The sequence below is a fragment of the Qipengyuania sp. L-5Y genome, from assembly GCF_056859455.1.
Genome location: NZ_JBSXOM010000031.1, coordinates 61965 through 85880 on the forward strand (window position 1 = coordinate 61965; position 23916 = coordinate 85880).

Consider the following 23916-nt stretch of genomic DNA (forward strand, 5'->3'; position numbering starts at 1 on the left):
CGTCAATCCGGGATGGATCAGCCCGGCTGCTTCTCGCCATCGAACCGCACATTCACGGTGACATTGCCATACCCTGCCACTTCGAGTGGAATGGCGAGGTTCTGGCGCACCGCTTCCTTGGCCGCCTGGCGTGCCAGGGCGAGCACCTCTGGATTCTTGGCAAACTCCGCCGCCTTGCGTTCGGCCTGACGGGAATTGTTCCGTGCTAGATCGGCGCTGGCATCGCGGCTCACATAGGTGCCCTCGGTGAAGGTCTTCTGCTCGGCCTCGTCGAGATTGGGGCGCGAAATGCGCAACTGCGGCAACACCACCGTCATTGTGTCGTTGCTGTCATTCCATTCGAACCTGTCGCGGTCCATGGTCGAAAGATCGAGCCGATATTCGACTGTTGCGGGTATGATGGCCGCTTGCCTGCTCTTCAGCAGATCCACTCCCATGATGCCGCGTCGATCCTCGCTTTCCGCCACGACTTCGAAGCGGCTGGAGAACACTGTCAGCGAATTCTGCTTCTCGAAGGCCAGCATGGCGCTACCCACCGGATCGCCTTCCTCGTGATAGAAAAAGGCACGCCAGCCGAGCCAGGCTGCCGCGGCGAGCAGCACGATGACGATCAGCCACGGCACCGCCTGCGTGCGAGCGAGTGACTGTTCGCGCCTGACTTGCGGCTCTACGGTGGTTTTGCGGGTCTTCAGATCGTCTGCCATATATCGCCCGAACGAGCGACTAGGCCGCGCTGTTCCAGATCGATGAGATGGGCCGTCACCGACATCTCTGCTGCCTTGAACAGTTTGGGATCGAGACCCTTGTACATCTTGGGTATGAAATCGGCCGCCCGGTGTGGCCCTTCGGCAAGATGCCGAACAATCTGATTCTCCCGCTGGCGACGATGACCGATCATGCCGCGTACCAGCTGACGAGGCTTTTCGACCGCTTCGCCATGGGCAGGATAGAAAACCGTGTCGCTACGGGCGTAGAGCTTCTCGAGGCTCTTCATATAGTCGTTCATGTCGCCATCCGGCGGAATGACCACGCTGGTCGACCAGCCCATGACGTGATCGCCCGTAAACAGTGCGCCACTCTCCTCCAGTGCAAAGCACAAATGATTGGATACATGCCCCGGCGTTGCGACGGCGCAAAGCGTCCAGCCCGGGCCGATCATCTGTTCGCCATCTTCCATCACGCGATCGGGTTCGTACGTCCGGTCGAAGGCGGCGTCGGCACGCGGGCCGCTATCGTCCAGCACCAGGGGGGCACAACCTACGATGGGCGCACCGGTCCGTGCTGCGAGTGTTCTGGCGGCGGGCGAATGATCGCGATGCGTATGCGTGCACATGATCGCGCAGACATGCTCATCGCCAATGGCCGCATCCAGTGCAAGCAGGTGCGCTTCCTCATCCGGTCCGGGATCGATAACCGCGCATCCATCGCCCATGCCGACAATGTAGGTCTGGGTGCCGGTATAGGTATAGGGCGACGGGTTCGGCGCGAGTACGCGGCGCACCAGCGGCTCGAGCTGCATTGCCTTGCCTGTGGGCCACGGTTTGGGAGGAGGTCCAGCCATGGTCTTGCATATGGGGGCTGGGGTGCGCCATGTCACGTCCAGCCTGATGCAAGGGAGAGAGCATGGCCGACTGTATCCTCGTCCTGGACGCCGGGACCACTTCCACCCGTGCAATGATTTTCGCGGGCGATGGAACGATGGAGGCAGTCGCACAGGCCGAATTGACCCAGCATTACCCGCGGCCGGGTTGGGTAGAGCACGATGCAGGCGAAATCTGGGACAAGACCCTGAAATGCGCGCGAGAGGTCGTCGGCCAGGATGCTCCGCGGATCGCCGCCATCGGGATCACCAATCAGCGCGAAACAGTTGTGGCCTGGGACCGCAATTCGGGCGAACCGCTCGCTCGCGCAATCGTCTGGCAGGACCGGCGTACCGCGGATTTCTGCGCTACCATGAAAGCCGATGGCCACGAAGCGATGGTCCAAAAGCGAACCGGCCTGTTACTCGATCCGTACTTTTCCGGCACCAAGATGCGATGGATGCTGGATCACGACGCCGCGGTGCAGGCTGCCGCACAAAATGGTGCGCTCGCCTTCGGCACGATAGAGAGCTGGCTGGTCTACAAGCTATCCGGCGGGGCACATATCAGCGATGCCAGCAATGCCAGTCGATCGTTGCTGCTCTCGCTCGATGGGGCGCAGTTCGATAGCGATCTATGCGAATTGTTCGGGGTCCCGCCTGCTGCCTTGCCCGAAGTGGTGGATTCGCATGGGAGGCTCGCCGATTGCGATCCGCAATGGCTGGGCGCCGCCGTTCCCATTTGCGGTCTCGCCGGCGATCAGCAGTCGGCGACAATCGGGCAGGGTTGTCTGTCCTTCGGGGAAACCAAGGCGACATATGGTACCGGTGCTTTCGTTCTCACCAACAAGGGACGGGCGATTCCGCATTCGGATAACCGCCTGCTGGGCACCGTGCTCTATCAGGAAAATGGTGAGAGGACCTATGCGATCGAAGGGGCGTGTTTTGTTGCGGGCAGCCTGATCCAGTATCTGCGCGATCAACTGAACCTTATTGGCAGCGCAGCGGAAACGGAAGAACTCGCGCGCTCGATATCCGATAGCGGGGAGGTGGTTATTGTTCCGGCTCTGGCGGGGCTCGGTGCGCCGCACTGGCTGCCCGATGCGCGGGGGGTCATCTCCGGGCTCAGTTTTGCCAGCGGACGCGCGCAGATCGCCCGGGCCGCGCTGGAGGCAATGGCCCATCAGACGCACGATCTCGCATCGGCCTTCGCTGCCGATGGTGCTCCCTGGACGCATTTGAGAATCGATGGCGGGATGAGCGCCAATGACTGGATGGCGCAGGACCTTGCAGATATTCTCGAAATAGAAGTCGAACGACCGGACTTTATCGAAACCACAGCTCTCGGGGCTGCCATTCTGGCCGCGGTCGGATGCGGTCTCCACGCCGACCTCGAAACGGCAGCTCTCACCATGCGCAGCGAAACGACTACATTTTCGCCGAAGATGGATGGCGATGTGAGAACGTCGCGTCTCGCCCGCTACTCGAAAGCGCTCAGCGCGGCCTGATCAGCCTGTGGCAAACGCCTTGGCAATGCGGCCCTGTAGGGAGGCCACGGGCATCTTTACGGCGATATCTGCGCGCCTTTCGCGATCGAGTCGCGCGACCCGGGCATGCAGCCGTTCGCTCTCCTCGATCAACGCGCGCGTTTCCGGTTCCAGCCGGGCAAGATTGTCGGCATCGGCCTGTCGTTCTTCCGGCAAGGTGCCGCAATGCTCGAGCTGCGTATCGGACAATTCGCCGGCCATGTAGGCGCGGTGATTGAGAAGCCACGCCAGTACATGCATCAGGCGCGTGGTGGTGCGCAGACCTTCAATCGAAAGTGCAACGCGCGTCAGATCATTGCAGTCGGCTGCATTGTCCTGAAAGCGGAGGTCGAAGGCTGCCCGTGCGTCGTCCGCCAGGACCAGCGCTTCCGAATACAGTTCTTCGATGATTTCGTGATTGATATTACGTGCCGACATGGTGGGGGCCGATAAACCCAACCAGTCGAAGGCTCCAGCGGATTAATCTTTGTTGTCCCGGCCTGACGCACTCCGGCGGCGTGGGCCGGTCCGTCTACGCGATGATATCGGGCAGGAGAACGTCTTCGATCGCGGCGATGCGATCCTTCAGGACCAGCTTGCGCTTCTTCAGTCGCGCCATTTGCAACTGGTCCACGAAGCCGCGCTGGTCGCCGGCTTCGGTCAGTGCGGCTATTGCCACGTCGAGGTCGCGATGCTCGCTACGGAGCAATGCCAGCCTCTTGCGCAGTTCCTGTTCGTTCACCACGACCTTCCCGGACAATCGCCCCAATCGACCGCCTTGCCGCATGCCCGCAAGATGCCCCTTTGTAAATTGGCAATCCTATGGTTTCATGCTCTCCCGGCGGCTCGTTCCGCACAAGCAAACGAGTCGTTCCTGGGGTCGCACAAACGTCAAGGAGACAACCCGATGCAATCATCCCATGTCGACGCGCTCAAAGCCAAGCACGCCGGGCTCGAGGCTCGCCTGCACGAAGAACAGATCAGGCCTTCGCCCGACATTGCGATGATGCAGCAGATCAAAAAACAGAAGCTGCGCATCAAGGAAGAAATCGCTTCCTGCTGACTTTGACCAAAACGAAGCGGGGCCATGCGTCCCGCTTCCGCCTTTCGGTATATTTGCTATAGGCTGTAGCCATGTCAGCTGCAGCATCCGCCCGCCAGATCCTCACGCGCCTTCACGAGATCATGGCTGGGCGTACCCACGCGCAGCACAAGCTCGACCGGGTCGTCGAAATCATCGCCGAAAGCCTGTTGAGCGAAGTCTGTTCGATTTATCTGCTTCGTGAAGGCGCTCTGGAACTTTATGCGACGCAGGGCCTCAATCCCGAAGCCGTCCACGTCACGCGCCTGGCGATCGGCGAAGGCCTGACCGGCACGATCGCGAAGAATATCGAGACGCTGAACCTGGCAGAAGCCAAGGCTCACCCCGATTTCGCCTATCGCCCCGAAACGGGCGAAGAGAAATTCCATTCCTTCGCCGGTGTGCCGATCGTCTACCGGGAACGCGCCGTAGGTGTGCTGTGCGTCCAGCATGTCGACCCGCGCCGCTACGAAGAGGTCGAGATCGAGGCTTTGCAGACCACCGCCATGGTGCTGTCGGAGCTTATTGCCCACAAGGAACTGGTCGACGACGAGGAGCAGATCGACCTCGAAATCGCGCATGTCGAAAACGATGTGCTCGAAGGGCTGACCCTGGTGAAAGGTCTGGCGGCGGGCAAGGCGGTCTTCCACCAGCCCCGGATCGAGATCGATCAGGTCGTGGCCGAGGATATCGAGGCCGAACGCCAGCGCGTCTACCGCGCGTTCGACAAGATGCGCGACCAGATCGACACGCTCGGCAGGGAAGCGGAATTCGGCAAGGGCGGCGAACACATCGAGGTTCTCGAGACCTACAAGATGTTCGCCTACGACGAAGGGTGGAGCCGCCGGATCAACGAGGCGATCGACAGCGGCCTCACCGCCGAAGCGGCGATCGAGCGCGTCCAGCAACGCACCCGGATGCGCATGCGCGAAATCGACGACCCGCTGCTGGCCGATCGCATGCATGATCTGGAGGATTTGTCGAACCGTCTGCTGCGCATCGTCTCGGGCCAGCTCGGCACGGCCGCGACGCAAGGTCTGCGGCGCGATGCGATCCTGTTTGCGCGCAACCTCGGCCCGGCGGAACTGCTCGAATACGACCGGCGCCGCCTCAAGGGTGTGGTGCTGGATGAAGGGTCACTCACTGCCCATGTGGTGATCGTGGCACGCGCCATGGGCGTGCCGGTGCTCGGGCGCGTCACCGGGATCCGCTCGCGCGTCGCCGAAGGGGACGAGGTGATACTCGATGCCGACCGCGGCATGGTCACCCTGCGTCCGAACCAGCAGGTCCTCGAAGCGTTCGAAACACGCTTCGCCAAGACGCGCGAGAAACAGGCCGCCTATGCCGAACTGCGCGAGGTGGAGCCGTTCACCCGCGACGGGACGCGCATAACCGTCATGATGAATGCCGGCCTGCGCGACGATATGAGCGCGCTGGCGATGAGCGGTGCCGACGGGGTCGGCCTGTTCCGCACCGAATTCCAGTTCCTCGTCTCCTCGACCCTTCCCCAGCGGGATCGGCAGATGCGCCTCTATCGCGATGTGCTCGACGCCGCCGGCGACAAGCCGGTCGTGTTCCGGACCGTCGACATCGGCGGCGACAAGGCGGTGCCCTATCTCGACAATGCCGTGGCCGAGCGTGACGAGAACCCGGCCATGGGCTGGCGCGCCCTGCGTCTCTCGCTCGAACGCGAAGGCCTGCTGAAGGCACAGGCCCGTGCCCTGCTCGAAGCGGCAGCCGGGCGCACGCTGTCCGTGATGTTCCCCATGGTCAGCGAACCGTGGGAATTCGACGCCGGCCGCCAGGTCTTCGAAGACCAGCTGAAATTCCTGCGGGATCGCCGCAAGGTGGTGCCCGAAACGATCGAATACGGCTGCATGCTCGAAGTACCCGCGCTTGCGGACGTGCTCGATCTGCTTGCGCCCAAGCTGTCCTTCATCTCGGTCGGGACCAACGACCTCACCCAGTTCCTCTTTGCGGCCGACCGCGCCAATCCCAAACTGGCGGAGCGTTACGACTGGCTGAGCCCCGCGATCCTGCGGTATCTGGCGCGCGTCTCGCAATCGTTGATCGGCCAGAACGTCAGGCTGGGCGTGTGCGGCGAAATGGGTGGCCGGCGGCTGGAAGCATTGGCCCTGCTCGGCATCGGCTACCGGCGCCTGTCGATCACTCCGGCTGCGGTCGGCCCGATCAAGGAACTGGTCCGCAAGGTCGACCTTGGCGAGATCACCGAATTCATGAATCGTCTGCTGGCATCGCCGCCCCCCAACATGCGCGCCGAACTGCAGCAGTGGGCGAACGAGCGGGATATCGAGTTCGACTGATTTCGTCTCGAATGCGCCTCTTTTGGTCGGTCGTTCGGATATGTGTTATTAAGCATGCTTGACAGTTGCCCGGCAGGTTCGCTTTGCGTGGCAACAGGACTACATGCGGAACAACCGCAGGATCGGATAAATCGGGGATCGCATGAGCGACGAAGAAACTCTTGAACACGAAGCGGTGCCAGAGGCTGGCGGCGTCGGTGCGCGGCTCAAGCGCGCGCGCGAACAGGCCGGGCTCGATCTCGAACAGGTCGCCGCCGAAACGCGCATTCCGCAGCGGCACCTGCTGACGATAGAGGAGGGCGCCCTGACAGATCTGCCGGCGCGCACCTATGCTGTCGGCTTCTCGCGTACCTATGCCCGGCTCGTCGGGCTGGATGAACGGGAAATAGTCGATCAGGTGCGCGAAGAACTGGCGCAGGGCAACGATCGCAGCGTCACCCCGGCCAAGTTCGAACCGGGCGATCCTGCGCGTGTACCCGGCCGTGGTCTTGCATGGTTTGCGCTGTTCGCCGCCGTGCTTCTGATGGGCGGCATCTACGCCTTCTACAGCAGCTATTTCGCGCCGGGCCTCGGCCCCGCACCGCTGAAGGGGCCCGAAGAACAGGTGGCGACGAATGCCCAGGGCGCTGCCACGCCTGCCCCGGCACAGACTCCGGCTGCGACCGGGCCCGTCGTCTTCACCAGCGAAATGGATGATACCTGGGTCAAGTTCTACGACAGCAAGGGTGATCGGCTGTTCGAAGCGCAGATGGCCAAGGGCGACAGTTTCACCATTCCCGCCGATGCCGAAGGGCCGCAGGTCTGGACCGGGCGTCCCTACGCCCTCGCAATTACGGTCGGCGGCCGCGCTGTTCCCAAGCTTTCGGAAGAGGACGAGATCATCAAGGATGTTCCGGTGACGGCAGAGGCATTGCTGGCGCGCGCCGATCGGCCTGCCGGCCCTGCGACACCGGCGCCCAGCGGCGGCTGAATCGCCCTTCTGTCGAAAGGGGATAAGCCCCTTCATGGCCTCGACAGCTTCGCGGCCCTAGTGCAGTTTTGGTTACTATAAATACTCGTGTGGAGCTTCTCCCGATGACTTTCGGATCGTTCGCCCGTCACCTCTCCTTCGTGGGTGCGGGTTTTGCCCTGCTGGCTACTTCGACGCCTGCCTTGCCGCAGGACGGCAATGACGAAGCGCGCCTGCGCCGTCTCGAATCGGAAGTTCGTGCGCTTCAGCGCAAGGTATTCCCCGGCGCCGACGGGCGCTTCTTCGAACCGGAAATCAGCGCACAGCCCACAGCGCGGCCCACTGCTCCGTCGACATCCACCACAGCGGTCACGGATATTCTGGCACGGCTCGATGCGCTGGAAACGCAGCTCCAGCGCCAGACTGCCCTGAACGAAGAAAACGGCAATACCATCCGTCTGCTGGCGGAACGGGTCGAAGCCCTCGAAGCGGCGCGGTCGGGCAGCATGCCAGCGCCTTCGTCGACTTTCACACCGGTGCCCACCTCGACCTCGTCGTCCAGTGCCGGTGCGACGCCCGCACCGGCTCCAGCCCCTGCGGCCCAAGCCGGGCCTACGCAGGAACGACTGGCGAAGGTCCAGGCCATCGCCAAACCCCAGACGGACGATCCGCTCGACGATGAATATTCCTATGGCTTCCGCCTGTGGGAAGCGAAGCTTTATCCAGAAGCGCAGCAGCAGCTGACCATGTTCGTGGAACAGAACCCCAATCACTGGCGCGCTACCTATGGCCGCAACCTCCTTGGCCGTGCCTATCTCGACGATGGGAAGGCCAAGGAAGCGGCCCCCTGGTTCCTGAAAAACTATCAGGACGACAAGACCGGTGCGCGCGCTGGTGACAGCTTGCTGTATCTGGCGGAATCGATGATCGCGCTGAACGATACGCGCCGTGCATGTATCGCCCTGGCGGAATTTGCAGAAACATATCCCGCGCTCGCCTCTGGCCGCCTGCAAACCCAGTACGATGCCAATCGCGGCAAGGTGAAGTGCAATTGACGGATCGCTCGATCCGCCGCTGATCGAGCGTTTTCGGGGCGACCTCGCTCCCCTCTGGCCGGGAATGGACAGGCCCGGGGCCGCATTGGGCCTCGCTGTTTCAGGGGGCGGGGACAGCCTCGCCCTGCTCCTGCTCGCCAATGCGGCACTGCCCGGCAGGGTAAAGGCGGCAACGGTCGATCACGGCCTGCGTCCGGAAAGCGCCGATGAAGCGGACAGGGTGGCCCGCTATTGTGCCGAACTCGGCATCACGCACACGACGCTCACCGTATCCGTTGCGCGCGGCAATACGCAGGAACAGGCGCGCAAGGCCCGTTACGCGGCGCTCGGCGATTGGGCCGAAGAAAACGATCTCGACGCCTTGGCCACGGCTCATCAGATGGATGACCAGGCCGAAACATTCCTGATGAGGCTCAATCGCGGCAGCGGTCTGGCCGGGCTGTCGGCAATCCGGGCCCTTGGCTCGGTACCCTCGGTTCCGGTCGGGCTAGTCCGTCCCTTGCTGCGCTGGCGCCGCGATGAACTGGCGGCGATCGTCGAACGGTTCGGCTGGTCGGCTGTCGATGACCCGTCGAACCATGACGATCGATACGACAGGGTGCGCATGCGCCGGGTTCTGGCCGAATGCGACTGGCTCGACATTTCGGCGATCGAGAAAAGTGCCGGCTATCTTGCCGAAGCCAACAACGCGATCGAATGGATGGTTAACCGCGAATATGCCGAATGCGTGACCCCGGTCGACGACGCGGTTTGCTATGCGGCCCTGCGCACCGGCGTACCGCATGGCCTGATCAGGGCAGGCGTGATCCGCACGATCTACCGCCGGTTCGGCAAAAGCATCGGGCAGGGCGAGGCGGCGGAACTGGCGGACAGTCTGGTCGCCGGCAGAAAATCGAATGTCGGCGGCTTGCAGGCCCATGTGGAAGACCGTGGGGGCGAACGTCTGTGGGTCTTCCGCGCGGAAGTCCCGCGCCGGACCGGATGACCCGCATCGCTAGATGATGCTGTCGCCGTGGCTCATCCGCTGGCCATTGGTAATCACGACCTTGTCGCCCTTCTTGGCAATGGCGAACAGCCGCTCGGCGATCTCGTCCGGCACGCCTACGCAGCCGTGGCTGGCATAGCCGTTCTGGACTTCGCTACCGCCATGAATGGCAACGCCGTCGGATGTCAGGAACATGCTCCATGGCATGGGGGCATTACCGTATTTCTCGGACACATTGTGCCGCTGCTTCCACAGGATCGGGAATACGCCAGTGGGGGTCGGGTGGTCGTCCGTGCCCAGCATGACTGCAGCCGCGCCGATTTCATAACCGCCCCGGAAGATCGAGATGACCCGCGCTTCCAGATCCACCGTCACCAGCAGCGGGCCGTCCGGCACGCCTTCGTCGTCCCAGTGCCATTCGCCGTATTTGATCGGCCCTTCGATCGGAAGGATGCGGCGCACGGTATAAAGCCGCTTTGCATCGGCAATGGCCTTTGCAGCGATCGCACCATGGGCATGAACCGGTTTCGCCGCGACAGGCGCCTTGGATACGGATGGGCCGGCAAGCGGGTTTTCGGCGGACGCTCCGCTACCGATCGCAACGCCCGCCAGAACGAGCGCAGCCGCGACGGTTCCGCCGCCAATCCACTTCAGAATCACATCCATGGACAGGTTATGCCCGCAAAACGCTTAATGTTCCACTTTGCGCAAAAAGCCGTCCCATTGGGGCACGATGGCAGGCGGTCGCGCTAACCGCGCAGCGCGCAAGCCTCACGGGCGAGCTGTTCGACTTTGGCTTCATCTACCGCTCCACGCGGCGCGACCCAGCTGCCGCCCACGCAGAGCACGGGATCGAACGCCAGCCACTCTGCCGCATTGTCCAGCGAAACGCCGCCGGTCGGGCAGAAGCGACACTGGCCGAAGGGCGCTGCCAAGGCCTTGAGGGCCGGCAACCCGCCAGCCGCCATCGCGGGGAAGAACTTGAAATGCGTCAGCCCCAGATCGAGCCCGCGCATGATGTCTCCGGCATTGGCGATGCCCGGCAGAAACGGAATGTCGTCGCGGATTGCCGCCTTGCCCAGCGGCTTGGTCAGGCCCGGCGAAACGATGAACCGGCTTCCCGCATCGACCGCGCTGGCAAGGTCGCGCTCATTGGTCACAGTGCCTGCACCCACGATAGCACCTTCGACCTCGCTCATCGCGCGGATCGCATCCAGCGCGGCGGGTGTCCGCAAGGTTACTTCCAGGATGGGCAGGCCACCAGCGACGAGCGCCCGTGCCAGCGGCTTGGCATGTTCCAGATCGTCGACCACGATCACCGGGATTACCGGGGCGGTCTGCATGATGTCGGCTATGGTCATGGGTGTTCCCTGACGAAGGCTGCGGCGGCCCCGAACAGGCCGGGCTGCGGATGAACGATGAGCTTGACCGGGATCGAGGCCATCAGCTCCTGGAAGCGTCCCTTGGACTTGAACCTTTCGGAAAAGCCCGATTTGAGCAGCGTGTCCCGGATGCGATAACCAAGGCCGCCCGCGATCACGACACCGCCGAAACCGCCTTGGGCAAGGGCGATGTCGCCCGCAACACTGCCCAGCGACATGCAGAAACGATCCACTGCCGCAGCAGCTAGGCTGTCGCTGCCGTCCTGCCCGCGCTTCCAGATCGCGATATCGTCTTCCTCGGCGACCGGCCGGCCCTCCATGGATGCCAGCGCCTGATAGATGTCGGAGATGGCCGGGCCCGCCACCACGCGCTCGACCGATACCCGTACGTGCCGTTTGCGCAGACGAGCCAGGATGGCATCGTCGATCTGGTCGAGCGGGGCGAAATCGATATGGCCGCCTTCGGTCGCCGACACGCGGTATGTGCCGTCAGCTTCGCGATAGAGATGCGCCACCCCCAGGCCGGTACCGGGGCCGAGCACACTCAGCCGGCCCGTCGGCGCCAGCGGCTTGTCGGGGCCGGTCAGGTGGATGAACTGGTCCTCGTCGACACGCGCGACCGCATGGGCGACCGCTTCGAAATCGTTGACGATGCAGTATTCTTCGACGCCCAGCTTTTCCCTCACCAGTGCCGGGCGAATGATCCAGGGATTGTTGGTAAAGCGGATGACGTCGCCGCCGACGGGGCCCGCGATCGCCATCGACACGCGCGGCGGCAGGGATCCGCCCATCCGGCCGCGAAAATCCTCCCACGCCGTCTGGAAGCTGGCATGATCCTCGGTATGCAGCGTTTCCGGTTCGCTCAGGCTGATCGTGCCGTCATCGGCAACCGTCGCAATGGCGAAGCGTGCGTGGGTGCCCCCGATGTCGACGCTGACCAGTTCCATCGTCACAGGCCTGCCATCGCCATCATCGAAGACGCTCCCTGTTCGGCACCGTCGGCATTGCTGCGGAACATGGCGAACAGTTCGCGGCCCATTCCCGTTTCGGGTTCGGGCGCAGGGGCCGGCTCGCGTGCATCGAGATCGGCATCGGTCGAAAGCTGACCCGTAGCTGCGCAAACGCGCACGATATCGCCGTCGCGCAGTTTCGACAGCGGCCCGCCGCCCAGCGCCTCGGGCGTGCAGTGGATTGCCGCGGGCACCTTGCCCGATGCGCCGGACATGCGACCGTCCGTTACCAGCGCGACCTTGTACCCTCGGTCCTGCAGAACGCCGAGTGCAGGGGTCAGCTTGTGCAATTCGGGCATACCGTTTGCTCTCGGCCCCTGAAACCGCACTACAACCACTACATCACACTGTAGTTCGCCCAATTCAAACGCTTGATTGACATCCTTTTGCGTTTCGAAAACCCGGCAGGGCGCTTCGATGGTCCAGCGCTCGCGTTTCACTGCGGAGGATTTGAAGCACGCCCTTCCTAAATTCCCCTGCACGAGACGCATGCCGCCGTCTGCCTGAAACGGGTCCGATGCCGGCCGCAGCATCTCCGTATCCCCCGACGGTCCCGGGTCTCGCCACGTCAGATCGTCGCCGTTCATGCCGGGTTCTTTGCTGTAGCTTTCGAAGCCGCCGTCCCAGATGGTAAGGATATCGCGGTGCGCCAATCCTTCATCGAGCAGCGTGCCGATCACATAGCCCATGCCGCCAGCTTCATGGAAATGGTTCACGTCGCCCGATCCATTGGGGTAAACGCGCGCTACCAGCGGCACGGCGCTGGACAGCTCCGACAGATCGTTCCAGTCGAACCGGATGCCTGCCGCGCGTGCCATCGCCGGTATGTGGATCGCATGATTGGTCGACCCGCCCGTCGCCAGCAAGCCGATGGCTGCGTTCACGATGGCCTTTTCATCCACCACTCGCGCCAGCGGACGGAAGTCTTCGCTCGATTTCCCGATTGCGGCAAGGCGGTGGGTAGCTGCGCGGCTCAGCTCCTGCCGTAACTTGGCGCCAGGCTGCACAAAGGCCGCGCCCGGTACATGCAGGCCCATCATTTCCATCATCATCTGGTTGGAATTGGCGGTTCCATAGAACGTGCATGTGCCCGGCGAATGATAGCTGCCCATTTCGCTCGCCAGCAATTCATCGCGGGTGGCCTTGCCCTCTGCGTAGAGCTGGCGGGTGCGCTGCTTTTCCTTGTTGGATATGCCTGTGCCCATCGGTCCAGAGGGCACAAAGATCGCTGGCAAGTGCCCGAAACGCAGCGCCCCCATGAGGAGCCCCGGAACGATCTTGTCGCAAATGCCCAGCAGCGCCATGCCATCGTACATCGCATGGCTGAGGGCGATCGTCGTCGAGAGCGCGATCGTATCGCGGCTGAAGAGCGAAAGCTCCATTCCGGCCTCGCCCTGAGTGACGCCGTCGCACATGGCCGGGGTCCCGCCGGCCACCTGCATCGTCGCACCGACTTCGCGTGCCCAGATCTTCATCCGCTCGGGATAGCGATAATAGGGCTGATGCGCCGACAGCATGTCGTTGTAGGCGGTCACGATGCCCAGATTGGGTCCCCTCGCAGCACGAATAGCCTCCTGATCCTCTTCCGCCCCGGCAAAGGCATGGGCGAGGTTGGAGCAAGACAGGGAGCCGCGATTGACCTGTCGCTCGCCCTCCCGATCCATCAAGTCGAGATAGTCGGCCCGGCTGTCCCGGGAATTCTCGATCACGCGCTGGGTAACGCGATGAATAGTATCGTTGAGCGTTTTATTCGTCATGCCAGCTCACCCCGTCCCGTTCTGCAAGAGCGATCGCAGCATTTGGTCCCCAACTGCCCGCCCCATAAGTTTTTGGCTTTATGCCTTTGTCTGCCCACAATTGGCGGATGGCATCGATCCACTCCCACTGCGCCTCGATCTCGTCACGCCGCACAAACAAGGTCTGGTCGCCCTCGATGAGGTCAAGCAGCAAACGTTCGTAGGCAATGCGCCTCACAGTCCCGGAAAAAGCATCCGGCATGGCAATATCGAGCGGAATCTGGCGCAGCCTGATCCCTTCGCGATCGAGCCCGGGGACCTTTGCCATCATGGAAAGCTGGACATTTTCTTCCGGCTGGATTCCGATGACGAGGCGGTTGGGCTGAGTGGTCGCACCCCGGCCTTCGAAGATCGAATGCGGGACACACCGAAACTGCACGACGATCTCGGTTACCCGCTCGGGCAACCGTTTGCCGGTTCGTAGGTAGAAGGGGACTCCCTTCCAGCGCCAGTTGTCGACATGCGCCTTCAGCGCAACGAACGTCTCGGTAACGCTGTCCCTGCCTAGCTCTTCATCATAGCCGGGGACCGGGCTGCCATTGACTGCGCCGGCCCTGTATTGGCCGGTAACGGTTTCATCGGCAGCTACTGGACGAAGGGCGCGTAAAACCTTGACCTTTTCGTCGCGCACTGCGGTAGAGCCAAAGCTCGTCGGAGGCTCCATCGCCACCAGCGCCAGCAGCTGCAGCATGTGGTTTTGAACCATGTCACGCAACGCACCGCTATCGTCATAATAGGCTACGCGCGATTCCAGGCCGACGGTTTCCGCTACGGTGATCTGGACGTGATCGATGTAGTTCGAGTTCCACACGGGCTCGAGCAGTATGTTGGCAAACCGCAAAGCGAGAAGGTTCTGGACCGTCTCCTTACCGAGATAGTGATCGATGCGAAAAATGCGGTCTTCGCTGAACGCCTTGGCTACTGCATCGTTTATTTCTTCGCTCGATGACAGATCGATGCCGAGAGGCTTTTCCAGACCGATACGAACATTGCCTTTGGTCAGCCCGGCGTGAACAAGACCGTCGATCGTCGCTTCGAACAGGCTTGGTGCGGTCGACAGGAAGATCGCCAACCCCTTCACGTACTCGCCCACCTCGCGGGCAAGTTCGTCATAGCCTTCGAGCGTGGTAGCATCGACCGGCACGTAGCTTAGGCGATTGAGGAATTCGGCTACACCGCCGCGTCGGTGATCCGGCAGGTATTTTTCGAGCGCCTCCCGAGCGAAATCCCGAAACTCCTTGGTGGACATTTCCGATCGAGCCGTCCCCACGATCTTGAGGTCGGGTTCGAGCAGTCCATCGGCGTCGAGGGCGCATAAGGATGGAAGCAGCATGCGCTGCGACAAGTCGCCAGTCGCGCCGAACAATAGCAGTCGATCTGCGGTCAAGGTCATGCCTGGGGCCACCCACTCACATCTTTTCTCCCTCGAGCGGCGGTTATCAGGGGCACACAATGCATGCCAGCCGGCTGCATTCCTATTCTTTCGTAACGCGAATTGAACTTGAACGGAAATCATTGGCGCCGAAGCTTGTCAGAAAGCTGACGTCGGCGGCATCCCTTCCTACGCCGATCTTTATGGTTTCGGCGGGGTCGGCCATGCCCGTGGCATCCACGAGCTGCCATGTGCCCCCGTCGCGCGTGTACGGATCGGCCAGAAAAACCTCCGCTACCGCGTGGAAATCGGGCGGATCGACGCCGGGCGCGTAACATGCGACATAGCGGGCAGGAATGGTGCTAGCGCGCGCAAGCGTTACGAGCATATGCGCGTAGTCGCGACAGATGCCTTGGCGAGCGATGAAGCTTTCGGCCGCACCGGTCTTGGTCGTCGAACTGCCAGGAACGTAGCTGAAATGTTGGTTAATCCAGTCACGGATTGCCGCGATCCTTGCTCCACCGGTTGTATCGGCGAAGCGCGATTCCACGAATGTCTGAAAGTCGTCGGCGGGGCAGTAACGGCTATCGAACAAATACTCGACCACATCTCCGGGCATTTCATGGGGGGGAAGGCCTGATAGCTCTTCGAGCGGCGATAGCTGCCGATCAAGTTCAACTTTGGCCCGATACGCGACTTCGAAGTCGCCTTCGGTACGAATCCAGATTCTCTCACCGATGTCGTCTTTCGCAGGAACGCGCGCGCAATGGGCACCGCTGCCCAGCCGAGTATCGGTCGAAAGAATTCTCTGTTCCGGAATTTCCGCAGCTTCGAATTGCAGCAAGACATCCGTCGGGGCGCCCAGGTGAAAGGCGAAGCGGGTTTCTATGATGATCGGCATATGCGTGGTGAACGCTGCACGGGGGCGTTCGTTTCACCGGGCCCAGAAACGGTAAAGGGCTCCGCAAGGGAGCCCTTTGAAACTCGTTAGTCAGACACTTAGTCAGCCGTGAACAGCCACTTCCAAATGCTCCACATGGTGATACCTCCTGTTGGTGCAGGAGTTAAGTGCCATTAACCATACTTGTTTGTAAAGCCTAAACCATGTTTGCGGCGCCTCTGGTTTGGTCTGAACTGTTTAGTTCCAGTAAGTTAGTTAATGAAATCGGACGCGAAAAAGCGAAGCCTTGAACCTGTTGGCAGCCAATCAGCTCCAGCATGTCGATATCGTTAGGGTTTTCCAGACCTTCGGCTACGACATTGATTCGGGCCTCTCGACCCATCGCGGCGACGCTTGAGACGATGGCCCGGGCTTTTGGATCTTTCGCCATGTTCGATACGAAAAGGCGGTCAATTTTAATTTCGTCAAACGGCAACTCGTAGAATGCTTCGTAGCTCGCTGAGCCAATCCCGAAATCGTCCATCGAGACCTTTACGCCAACCAATTTGATTTCATCTAGAATACTTGCCGCAACGGCATAATCCGAAATGCGGGATGTTTCGGTAATTTCTAGTACCAGATATTCCGGATCGAAGCCTGTCGATTGAAGTGCATGTTGGATGATCCCGACTATTCTCATATCCCCGAGCAAAGTGGCCGAGATGTTGACCGACATCGTGATCTTACTCCCGCGAAAATGAAGTAGCTTTCCGGCTGAGCAAGCAGTGTGCAAAACGTATCGAGTGAGATGTTCCATCCTTCCAGCCTTCTCGCACTGCTGGATAAAGTGGACAGGCGATATGAATCCGCGCGCCGGGTCGTGCCAGCGAACTAACGCTTCAACGCCTGCTAAATTCTTAGACGCTAGGCAGATTTTCGGTTGGTAAACGCAATAAATTTCGCCGACGTCCATAGCCTGATCGATGCGTGCACGTAAGGAAATATCCCAGAGAAGATCGTTTTGCGATCCAGTCTCTGCAAAAGTTATTGGATCATGGGCTTCCGAGGTTTCTTCCGCTGCTGCGACAGCCGCTGCTAATCTAAGAGGGGGGTCCCCCTCAACCGCGGCGACGCCGAAGGTTATCCCGACATCAACTGAGAAACCGCCCACTTGTATGGGTGCTGCGAAAATCGCCCTTAGGCCCTCGAGATGCTCAATGACGCTTTCTGCATCATCATTTGCTACGTGCCAGCCAAGATGGTGACCTTCACTGTAGATAGCTAGTTTTGAGTCTGCGGCGCGCAAACGATCTACCAATTTGAGTACGTAAATTCCTTTGTCGTCCGATTTGAGGGTTTTTAGAACGCGCTCATAATTTTGTATCTTGGCAACCACTATATGGCCCGTCCCGACGTTCTCCTTGCCCAGGCGAGCTTCAAGAGCACGGAGCTTGGGTAGCCCAGTTTCAGTGTTAACCATCTCGACACGGCGCTTCCAGCGACTACGTGATCTGAATGCGGCGAAAGTTGCAAGCAAGGTCAGGGCGTACGATAGGTCTACACGTACTGCCAATTTTGAAGTAAAAAACAGCAATATTGGAGCAAATATTGCAATTGCGGTATACCCGACCCAGCGTCTTTTGCGTGAGTTTCCGAGAATTATTATAATACAGAGTAGCGCGGCAAAGATAAATAAGACAACCGCTCCTCGAAGATAGTTTGTATGCCCGGATTTAAGAGTCTCGCCGGCGTATATATCTACGAAGCTCAATGGAGCATCAATCATCATAGGTATGGGTTGCTGTGCCCCGGCAACCCGGTTGCTATGGCCCAGAATGGCCACCTTGCCAGTGACATCGACTCTCGAGGAATCGAGCGTCCCTCGAGAGTTGATGAGATCACCGATTGAAATGGTCGGGATTTTAAAATGTCCAAAGCCATAATCGACAGGGTATTTGGACGAGCGCTCTCCAATTGTGCCAGCTATAGCCGACCCAAATGCACGATAATCAGTGCCATTATACTTATATGTATGGTGAAGTTCCCAAGCAAAGCCAAACCAGTTTCGATCCGTCTGGTCGGAGATTACTCGTTCGGCTGAACCGGAAATAGATTTGTCGGTGGCCCGATGCGTTTTGTTGACACCGGAGGCAAATGCAACTCTATCCACAACGGTGATCCGAGCGCCCAAGTCGGCAATCGCGCGGGCTAGACGAGCATCGGCATTGGGATCATTTGATTTGGCAAAGGTCACATCGAGAAATACTTTCCCAACTCCGCGACGATCTAGCTCATCCAGGGCCTCGGCTACTTCATACCGCGCTTGGGGCTCGTCCGGATCATTCAAGGCCTCATCTGAAGATATGAAAACCACATCACCCGATGGGCTGCGTTCAGCTATTCGCGACTGCACCAGCCACAAGAACTGATCGACCGGTTCGAGCAGTAAGACGGCAAACATTGCGAGGCTTATGAAACCGGCCCACATCACGTGTCGCAGACGCTCTAACAGGCGCCCGCTAAAAAGCGAACGTGTCCGGGCAAGGAGATGCCTGGCAGGGTTCGAGGTGCGTGTTTCGCCCATCGATTACCCTTATGGAGGTCTTAAGTTTAAAAAAGGTTTGACGAAGGGTGAGAGAATCCACCGGGTTCGCAGCAAGCCGTGGGTTTCAGTGGTAAATTTGGCTTTAGGAATTACCGGTAAAACCCGCTGATACGTCGACAGGCAGTTGCGAACGCGCCGGTAAATTACCCTTGTTGCTGAACCGCATAAGGGTCGCGGTGTCGAAGGGGCGCATTCCGACGACGCCCTAAGTTCGCATTAGGCGCAGGCTGCTCCAAAAAGATCATGCGCATCGCTATCTTCGATCAAAACATCCACGATGTCGCCTGCCGACAGGCCTGGACGTACGTTGCGAAGGTAAACCGCGCCGTCGATTTCTGGCGCGTCGGCTTGGCTGCGACCGGTTGCGCCAATGTCGCCATCTTCGTCGGGCTCGCCAACCTCGTCGATTATCACGGGGATCGATTTGCCGATCTTGTCGCGAAGCTTGGCGGCACTGATACGCTCAGTCACTTCCATGATGCGGGCATAGCGGTCTTCTTTGACGGATTCCGGCACCGGGTCAGGCAGATTGTTGGCCTGTGCACCATCGACAGGTTCGAACCGGAATGCGCCCACACGGTCCAGTTGAGCCTCTTCCAGCCAGTCGAGCAGGTACTGGAAATCCTCTTCGGTTTCTCCAGGGAAGCCGACGACAAAGCTAGAACGAATAGCGATTTCAGGACAAATTTCCCGCCAGCCCTTCAAGCGTTCCAGCACCTTCGCCTCATTGGCAGGACGCTTCATTGCGCGAAGGACCTTGGGGCTCGCATGTTGAAACGGTATGTCGAGATACGGCGTCAGCAACCCTTCGGCCATGAGCGGAATGACCGCATCTACATGGGGGTAGGGGTACACGTAATGCAGCCGAACCCACGGAGGGGTGCCGCCGCCAATGTCGAGCTGTCCCAGTTCCCGCGCAAGATCGGTCATATGCGCACGAACATCACGACCCTTCCAGGTGCGGGTTTCGTGGCGTGTGTCGACACCGTAGGCGCTGGTATCCTGACTAATTACCAGCAGTTCCTTTGTTCCCGCGGCAACCAGCTTCTCTGCTTCGCGCAGCACCGCATCGATCCTGCGGCTGGCTAGCTTGCCCCGCAGATCCGGAATGATGCAGAAGGCGCAGGAGTGGTTGCAGCCCTCGGAGACCTTCAGATAGCTGTAATGGCGCGGCGTCAGTTTGATATCCGGCTGGGGGATCAGGTCGACATACGGACCTTGGGAGGGCGGGGCATAGGTATGGACCGCGTCCACCACCTGTTCGTACTGATGCGCACCTGTCACGGCGAGGACCTGCGGATGGGCAGCGCGGATGGCGTCGGCCTCCTCGCCCATGCAGCCGGTCACGATCACACGACCATTTTCCGCGATTGCTTCGCCGATGGCAGCAAGGCTTTCTTCCTTGGCCGAATCGAGAAAGCCGCATGTATTCACAAGGACCACATCGGCACCGGCGTAATCCGGGCTCATCGCATAGCCATCCGCGCGTAGACGGGTAAGAATGCGTTCGCTGTCGACCAGCGCTTTCGGGCAGCCGAGGGAAACCATACCGACCTTCTTCTGGTCGGGGATTGGGGTGGTAGTGGTGGTCATGATTGCGCGCGCCTCTACACCTCTATGCACCATTGCGCTAGCGTCGTGCGTATTGCGCATTAGCGGAAGGATGGGAAATGGGCGAAATCAACTGGTTGGCGGTGGTGCTCGGTGCCGTGGCGTTCTTTCTGGTCGGCGTCATCTGGTATGGAATGGTGTTCGGAAAGGCTTGGCAGAAAGCGGCAGGCATTTCCGATGAACAGTTAAAGCGCGGCAACATCGGCCTGATTTTCGGTCTCGCCTTCATCGCCGAACTGATGATCGCATTGACACTTGGACACTCGATTGCGCGTAGCGGGGCCAGTGATCGTGCTGTGATGATGATGGCTGTAGGCTTCGGCGCCACCATTATGGTGCCGGCGATCGGCATCAACTATCTTTTTATGCGCAAAACGCTGACGCTCTTTCTTATCGATGCCGGGCACTTCATTGTCGGCATGGCAGCGATGGGCGGAGTTTTTCTGCTGTTCCGTTAGTCTATGCGTCGATCAGATCGTCGCGATCCCGCCCATCGCCATTGGTTTCGCCATTCGGCGTGGGTATGATTTCCACCACGACATCGCCGCTCTGAAGAGTTTGGCATTCGTCTTCCCAGAAACCGAGCGCCCGGCCGTTGCGATAAACGCGCAAGCCGCGGCCTCCTGTTTTTAGCTCGCTGATGGCCAGGCCGCACTCTTCATCGGTAATCCGGCGCTCGACAAGCTGCACGCGGCCCGAAACGCTGGCGAGGTCGGCAAGATATTCAGCGATATGTTCGCCCTTTGCGCTTCCGGCGAGAAGCAGTCCGGTAAAACGAACGGGGTTGATCACATTGTTTGCGCCAGCCTGCCTGGCCAGGGATTCGTTATCGTCCGCCCGCACAACCGCGCTGATGGGCACATGCGGCGCAAGGGCGCGCACGGTCAATGTAATCAGGATCGTCGTATCATCGCGACCCGCGGATACCAGAACGTTCTGGGCTTCGCTAATGCGGACGGCCTTCAGCGTCTGATCGCGCGTCGCATCGGCAGCCATTATGTTGCAGCCCAGGGCTTCTGCCTCGTGAAGCCTTTCCTCGCTTGGATCGATAACGACGATGCAGGACGGGTCGGTTCCACGCTCGATCAGTTCACCGACTGCTTCGGAACCGGAAATGCCGTAGCCGAGCACCACGATGTGGTTGGAAAGCTGTTCCTGAATGCGGGCCATGCGCCATTTCTCCCAGCTGCGCTTGATGATGAAATTGTAGGCCGTACCCACAAAAATGAAGAAAACCGCGAAGCGAATTGGCGTGACGATCACCGCCTCGACCAGCCGCGCGCGATCCGAAATGGGGGCGATGTCGCCAAAACCGGTCGTGGTAATGGAGATCATCGTGAAATAGATGACGTCGAGAAAGCTTACCTCGCCGTCGAGATTGTCGACCAGCCCTTCACGGTCCCACCAGTGGATCATGACGACCACGAAGATGAGGAACAGCGCGAGACCGAGGCGGATACCGAGGTCCCCCCACACCGGTATCTTTAACGCGCGCCTTAGCGGCTGAAAGCGCGGACCGCGATAGGTGCGCACCGTGGTGCTGGCGGCAATCCGGTCGACCTGCTTATTGCTGCTCATGCTTACGCTAGGTGGGCGGGGAACGGTGCAAGGTCAACATAATCGCGCTTACGAAGTAAAACGGTCTGCGAGCGCGCCGAGCGACGAGTGGTGGGTCAGGTCCAGCTGGAGTGGGGTGACCGAAATGTAACCTTCGTCGATCGCCTCCAGATCAGTGCCATGATCCAGCGTGTGTTCGATCGCTTCTAGGCCAAACCAGTAGTATTTGAACCCTCGGGGGTCGCGGCCCTCGACTACGGTCCCGCGCGAATAGTCATGGAACCCTTGCCGAACTGCGCGGATACCTTTGACTTCCGCTGGGGGAAGGGGGGGGAAGTTGACATTGACGAGGGTGCGCTGCGGCAGCGGTGTGTCGAGCAGCGGCGCCAGCACCTTGGCACCCCATTCGATGGCGGCGCTGAACGGCACGTCCGCGCCCATGCCTTCCTTCGCATAAACCTGGCTGAGCGCGATTGAGCGGATGCCGGCTAGTGCTCCTTCAATCGCGGCCGAGACAGTGCCGGAATAGGTAATGTCGTCAGCCAGATTGGCACCGCGATTGACCCCTGACAAAATCACATCAGGTTGCGCGTCCATGACCTTGCGCATGCCCATGGTCACTGCGTCGGTGGGTGTCCCGGTCACGGAAAAGCGACGATCGTCGTGCTTGCGGAGCCGCACGGGGCGCGCGAGCGTAAGGGCGTGTCCCATACCCGACTGTTCCTCGTCCGGGGCGCAGATCCAGATATCGTCGCTGAACTGGCGTGCGATGCCTTCCAGAACCTTGAGGCCAGGAGCGTGAATGCCATCATCATTGGTAAGGAGAATACGCATCAGGACACGGCCTCCAGCCTGTCTACTCCGCCCATATAGGGCGTGAGCGCATCCGGCACGGTAACGCTGCCATCGGCGTTCTGGTAATTTTCCATCACAGCGACCAGGGTGCGCCCGACTGCGAGGCCCGAGCCGTTGAGAGTGTGAACGAAAGCGGTCTTCTTTTCACCTTCCGGGCGATAGCGTGCGTTCATGCGGCGAGCCTGGAAATCTCCCGTATTCGAGCACGAGGAGATCTCGCGCCAGGCGCCCTGGCCAGGCAGCCAGACTTCCAGATCGTATGTCTTTCTCGCGCCGAAACCCATGTCGCCGGTGCACAACAGTACGCGACGGTATGGCAGATCAAGCGTTTGAAGTAGCTGTTCTGCACACTCTGTCATACGCTCGTGTTCGGCAGCGCTGTCTTCAGGGCGGCAGATACTGACCATCTCCACCTTTTCGAACTGATGCTGGCGGATGAAGCCGCGCGTATCGCGGCCCGCGGCGCCTGCTTCCGAGCGGAAGCACAAGGTGTGCGCCGTCAGGCGGATCGGTTGGGTGAGATCGGGCAGGATCTCACCCGCAACGGAAGCCGTCAGCGAAACTTCCGACGTCGGTATCAGCCAGCGGTCATCGGTCGTGCGGAAGCTGTCTTCGGCAAACTTGGGCAGTTTGTCGGTGCCATACATGGCGTCGTCATTGACCAAGACCGGCGGGTTGCACTCGGTATAGCCGTTCTTGCGGGTCTGCGTATCCAGCATGAACTGCGCCAGCGCGCGGTGGAGCCGCGCCATGTCGCCGCGCAGGAAAGTGAACCGGGCGCCCGACAGCTTGGCCCCGGTTTCGAAGTCCATACCCAGCGCAGGGCCGAGATCGGCATGTTCCTTCGGTTCGAAATCGAATGCGCGCTTTTTGCCCCATTGATGGACTTCGACATTGTCAGCCTCGTCCTTCCCATCGGGCACGTCGTCGGCTGGAAGGTTGGGAAGCGTAGCGAGCAGATCGTCGAGTTCGCTGCCGGCGGCACTGGCGGCATCTTCCCATTGCGGCATGCTGGCCTTGATTTCGGCAACTTCGGCCTTGAGCGCTTCGGCCTTGTCCTTGTCGCCCTGGCCCATGGCCTGTCCGATCGCCTTGGAGGCATCATTTCGGCGGCTCTGCGCCTGCTGGACCTTGGTGCTCGCTTCGCGCTTTTTCGCGTCGAGGGCGATAATGCGATCCGCCACAGGATCGGCGCCGCGACGTGCAAGAGCGGCGTCGAAAGCTTGCGGATTGGCTCTGATATAGGCGATGTCGTGCATGGTCGCGGCCTATGCCTTTTCGTACCATGATTGGCCAGCCACTTCCCGCGTGGCCCCCCTTTTGCGGGCACGACTTGTCGAAGAATACGT

Annotated in this window: 22 protein-coding genes; 7 read left to right on the forward strand and 15 right to left on the reverse strand. The window is 60.4% G+C overall.

What is annotated here, in order from left to right:
* Window positions 1–17: 17 nt before the first annotated feature.
* Both AC13F2_RS11290 and AC13F2_RS11295 read right to left on the reverse strand, forming a co-directional pair.
* Window positions 18–704, reverse strand: a complete 687-nt coding sequence (locus AC13F2_RS11290; protein ID WP_482965264.1) for a DUF4230 domain-containing protein — start codon at window positions 702–704, stop codon at window positions 18–20.
* Window positions 689–1561 carry an MBL fold metallo-hydrolase gene (locus tag AC13F2_RS11295; protein WP_482965265.1) on the reverse strand — a complete coding sequence of 291 codons (873 nt, stop codon included), beginning with the start codon at window positions 1559–1561 and terminating at the stop codon, window positions 689–691. Before AC13F2_RS11295 ends, AC13F2_RS11290 begins: the two co-directional genes overlap by 16 nt.
* Before the next feature lie 62 nt (window positions 1562–1623).
* Between AC13F2_RS11295 and AC13F2_RS11300 the strand changes: the two genes are divergently transcribed.
* Window positions 1624–3087: a glycerol kinase gene (locus tag AC13F2_RS11300; protein WP_482965266.1), complete on the forward strand. Its 1464-nt coding sequence runs from the start codon at window positions 1624–1626 to the stop codon at window positions 3085–3087.
* Here AC13F2_RS11300 and AC13F2_RS11305 read toward each other — a convergent pair whose 3' ends face one another.
* Both AC13F2_RS11305 and AC13F2_RS11310 read right to left on the reverse strand, forming a co-directional pair.
* Window positions 3088–3543 (reverse strand): DUF1465 family protein, encoded by a 456-nt coding sequence (locus tag AC13F2_RS11305; protein WP_103022447.1) that lies wholly within the window; start codon window positions 3541–3543, stop codon window positions 3088–3090. It lies immediately after the preceding gene.
* A gap of 94 nt (window positions 3544–3637) precedes the next feature.
* The gene (locus tag AC13F2_RS11310) at window positions 3638–3847 is read right to left on the reverse strand and encodes a YdcH family protein (protein WP_103022707.1); all 210 of its coding nucleotides are present in this window, start codon (window positions 3845–3847) and stop codon (window positions 3638–3640) included.
* Between the two features lie 165 nt (window positions 3848–4012).
* Here AC13F2_RS11310 and AC13F2_RS11315 point away from each other — a divergent pair, with 165 nt between their 5' ends.
* The 5 genes from AC13F2_RS11315 to tilS all read left to right on the forward strand — a co-directional run bounded on the left by AC13F2_RS11315 (window position 4013) and on the right by tilS (window position 9499).
* The gene (locus AC13F2_RS11315) at window positions 4013–4168 is read left to right on the forward strand and encodes a YdcH family protein (RefSeq protein WP_103022448.1); all 156 of its coding nucleotides are present in this window, start codon (window positions 4013–4015) and stop codon (window positions 4166–4168) included.
* A gap of 71 nt (window positions 4169–4239) precedes the next feature.
* The gene (gene ptsP / locus AC13F2_RS11320) at window positions 4240–6510 is read left to right on the forward strand and encodes a phosphoenolpyruvate--protein phosphotransferase (protein ID WP_221597962.1); all 2271 of its coding nucleotides are present in this window, start codon (window positions 4240–4242) and stop codon (window positions 6508–6510) included.
* Window positions 6511–6652: 142 nt separating this feature from the next.
* Window positions 6653–7480, forward strand: a complete 828-nt coding sequence (locus tag AC13F2_RS11325) for a helix-turn-helix domain-containing protein (RefSeq protein ID WP_482965267.1) — start codon at window positions 6653–6655, stop codon at window positions 7478–7480.
* Window positions 7481–7584: 104 nt separating this feature from the next.
* Complete coding sequence (locus tag AC13F2_RS11330) at window positions 7585–8514, forward strand: tetratricopeptide repeat protein (RefSeq protein ID WP_196846801.1); 930 nt, start codon at window positions 7585–7587, stop codon at window positions 8512–8514.
* 64 nt (window positions 8515–8578) lie between these two features.
* On the forward strand, window positions 8579–9499 hold the full coding sequence (gene tilS, locus AC13F2_RS11335) for a tRNA lysidine(34) synthetase TilS (protein ID WP_482965268.1): 921 nt from the start codon (window positions 8579–8581) through the stop codon (window positions 9497–9499).
* Between the two features lie 9 nt (window positions 9500–9508).
* On the opposite strand, the gene AC13F2_RS11340 is transcribed toward tilS, so the two are convergent.
* From AC13F2_RS11340 to rimO, 8 genes are all read right to left on the reverse strand, one after another.
* Window positions 9509–10165 carry a L,D-transpeptidase family protein gene (locus AC13F2_RS11340; RefSeq protein ID WP_482965269.1) on the reverse strand — a complete coding sequence of 219 codons (657 nt, stop codon included), beginning with the start codon at window positions 10163–10165 and terminating at the stop codon, window positions 9509–9511.
* 83 nt (window positions 10166–10248) lie between these two features.
* Window positions 10249–10860: a bifunctional 4-hydroxy-2-oxoglutarate aldolase/2-dehydro-3-deoxy-phosphogluconate aldolase gene (gene eda, locus AC13F2_RS11345; RefSeq protein ID WP_375246823.1), complete on the reverse strand. Its 612-nt coding sequence runs from the start codon at window positions 10858–10860 to the stop codon at window positions 10249–10251.
* The gene (gene glk / locus AC13F2_RS11350) at window positions 10857–11828 is read right to left on the reverse strand and encodes a glucokinase (RefSeq protein ID WP_103022455.1); all 972 of its coding nucleotides are present in this window, start codon (window positions 11826–11828) and stop codon (window positions 10857–10859) included. Before glk ends, eda begins: the two co-directional genes overlap by 4 nt.
* Before the next feature lie 2 nt (window positions 11829–11830).
* Window positions 11831–13648, reverse strand: a complete 1818-nt coding sequence (edd, locus tag AC13F2_RS11355; RefSeq protein ID WP_482965270.1) for a phosphogluconate dehydratase — start codon at window positions 13646–13648, stop codon at window positions 11831–11833.
* A complete protein-coding gene (gene zwf / locus AC13F2_RS11360) occupies window positions 13638–15080 on the reverse strand; it encodes a glucose-6-phosphate dehydrogenase (protein ID WP_482965271.1) in 1443 nt (480 codons plus the stop codon). The genes edd and zwf overlap by 11 nt, the downstream gene beginning before the upstream one ends.
* Window positions 15081–15162: 82 nt before the next feature.
* Window positions 15163–15960, reverse strand: coding sequence for a transglutaminase-like domain-containing protein (locus tag AC13F2_RS11365; RefSeq protein WP_482965272.1), 798 nt, complete (start codon window positions 15958–15960; stop codon window positions 15163–15165).
* 196 nt (window positions 15961–16156) lie between these two features.
* Window positions 16157–18427 carry an EAL domain-containing protein gene (locus AC13F2_RS11370; protein ID WP_482965273.1) on the reverse strand — a complete coding sequence of 757 codons (2271 nt, stop codon included), beginning with the start codon at window positions 18425–18427 and terminating at the stop codon, window positions 16157–16159.
* 333 nt (window positions 18428–18760) lie between these two features.
* Window positions 18761–20137, reverse strand: a complete 1377-nt coding sequence (rimO, locus tag AC13F2_RS11375; protein ID WP_482965274.1) for a 30S ribosomal protein S12 methylthiotransferase RimO — start codon at window positions 20135–20137, stop codon at window positions 18761–18763.
* A 77-nt stretch (window positions 20138–20214) separates the two neighbouring features.
* Here rimO and AC13F2_RS11380 point away from each other — a divergent pair, with 77 nt between their 5' ends.
* Window positions 20215–20613 carry a DUF1761 domain-containing protein gene (locus tag AC13F2_RS11380; protein ID WP_482965275.1) on the forward strand — a complete coding sequence of 133 codons (399 nt, stop codon included), beginning with the start codon at window positions 20215–20217 and terminating at the stop codon, window positions 20611–20613.
* Window position 20614: 1 nt separating this feature from the next.
* On the opposite strand, the gene AC13F2_RS11385 is transcribed toward AC13F2_RS11380, so the two are convergent.
* From AC13F2_RS11385 to serS, 3 genes are read right to left on the reverse strand one after another with little or no spacing between them, the layout of a single operon-like run.
* A complete protein-coding gene (locus AC13F2_RS11385) occupies window positions 20615–21733 on the reverse strand; it encodes a potassium channel family protein (RefSeq protein ID WP_103022462.1) in 1119 nt (372 codons plus the stop codon).
* Window positions 21734–21781: 48 nt separating this feature from the next.
* Complete coding sequence (gene surE, locus AC13F2_RS11390) at window positions 21782–22546, reverse strand: 5'/3'-nucleotidase SurE (RefSeq protein ID WP_222828352.1); 765 nt, start codon at window positions 22544–22546, stop codon at window positions 21782–21784.
* Entirely contained in the window at window positions 22546–23826 is a 1281-nt protein-coding gene (serS, locus tag AC13F2_RS11395; RefSeq protein WP_482965276.1) for a serine--tRNA ligase, read from the reverse strand. The genes surE and serS overlap by 1 nt, the downstream gene beginning before the upstream one ends.
* Between the last annotated feature and the right edge of the window lie 90 nt (window positions 23827–23916).

Bases quoted from the DNA above. Each gene is read 5' to 3' on its own strand.
- AC13F2_RS11290 (WP_482965264.1), bottom strand. From the start codon at position 704: ATGGCAGACGATCTGAAGACCCGCAAAACCACCGTAGAGCCGCAAGTC.
- AC13F2_RS11295 (WP_482965265.1), bottom strand. From the start codon at position 1,561: ATGGCTGGACCTCCTCCCAAACCGTGGCCCACAGGCAAGGCAATGCAG.
- AC13F2_RS11300 (WP_482965266.1), top strand. From the start codon at position 1,624: ATGGCCGACTGTATCCTCGTCCTGGACGCCGGGACCACTTCCACCCGT.
- AC13F2_RS11305 (WP_103022447.1), bottom strand. From the start codon at position 3,543: ATGTCGGCACGTAATATCAATCACGAAATCATCGAAGAACTGTATTCG.
- AC13F2_RS11315 (WP_103022448.1), top strand. From the start codon at position 4,013: ATGCAATCATCCCATGTCGACGCGCTCAAAGCCAAGCACGCCGGGCTC.
- ptsP (WP_221597962.1), top strand. From the start codon at position 4,240: ATGTCAGCTGCAGCATCCGCCCGCCAGATCCTCACGCGCCTTCACGAG.
- AC13F2_RS11325 (WP_482965267.1), top strand. From the start codon at position 6,653: ATGAGCGACGAAGAAACTCTTGAACACGAAGCGGTGCCAGAGGCTGGC.
- AC13F2_RS11330 (WP_196846801.1), top strand. From the start codon at position 7,585: ATGACTTTCGGATCGTTCGCCCGTCACCTCTCCTTCGTGGGTGCGGGT.
- tilS (WP_482965268.1), top strand. From the start codon at position 8,579: ATGGACAGGCCCGGGGCCGCATTGGGCCTCGCTGTTTCAGGGGGCGGG.
- AC13F2_RS11340 (WP_482965269.1), bottom strand. From the start codon at position 10,165: ATGGATGTGATTCTGAAGTGGATTGGCGGCGGAACCGTCGCGGCTGCG.
- eda (WP_375246823.1), bottom strand. From the start codon at position 10,860: ATGACCATAGCCGACATCATGCAGACCGCCCCGGTAATCCCGGTGATC.
- glk (WP_103022455.1), bottom strand. From the start codon at position 11,828: ATGGAACTGGTCAGCGTCGACATCGGGGGCACCCACGCACGCTTCGCC.
- edd (WP_482965270.1), bottom strand. From the start codon at position 13,648: ATGACGAATAAAACGCTCAACGATACTATTCATCGCGTTACCCAGCGC.
- zwf (WP_482965271.1), bottom strand. From the start codon at position 15,080: ATGACCTTGACCGCAGATCGACTGCTATTGTTCGGCGCGACTGGCGAC.
- AC13F2_RS11365 (WP_482965272.1), bottom strand. From the start codon at position 15,960: ATGCCGATCATCATAGAAACCCGCTTCGCCTTTCACCTGGGCGCCCCG.
- AC13F2_RS11370 (WP_482965273.1), bottom strand. From the start codon at position 18,427: ATGTGGGCCGGTTTCATAAGCCTCGCAATGTTTGCCGTCTTACTGCTC.
- rimO (WP_482965274.1), bottom strand. From the start codon at position 20,137: ATGACCACCACTACCACCCCAATCCCCGACCAGAAGAAGGTCGGTATG.
- AC13F2_RS11380 (WP_482965275.1), top strand. From the start codon at position 20,215: ATGGGCGAAATCAACTGGTTGGCGGTGGTGCTCGGTGCCGTGGCGTTC.
- AC13F2_RS11385 (WP_103022462.1), bottom strand. From the start codon at position 21,733: ATGAGCAGCAATAAGCAGGTCGACCGGATTGCCGCCAGCACCACGGTG.
- surE (WP_222828352.1), bottom strand. From the start codon at position 22,546: ATGCGTATTCTCCTTACCAATGATGATGGCATTCACGCTCCTGGCCTC.
- serS (WP_482965276.1), bottom strand. From the start codon at position 23,826: ATGCACGACATCGCCTATATCAGAGCCAATCCGCAAGCTTTCGACGCC.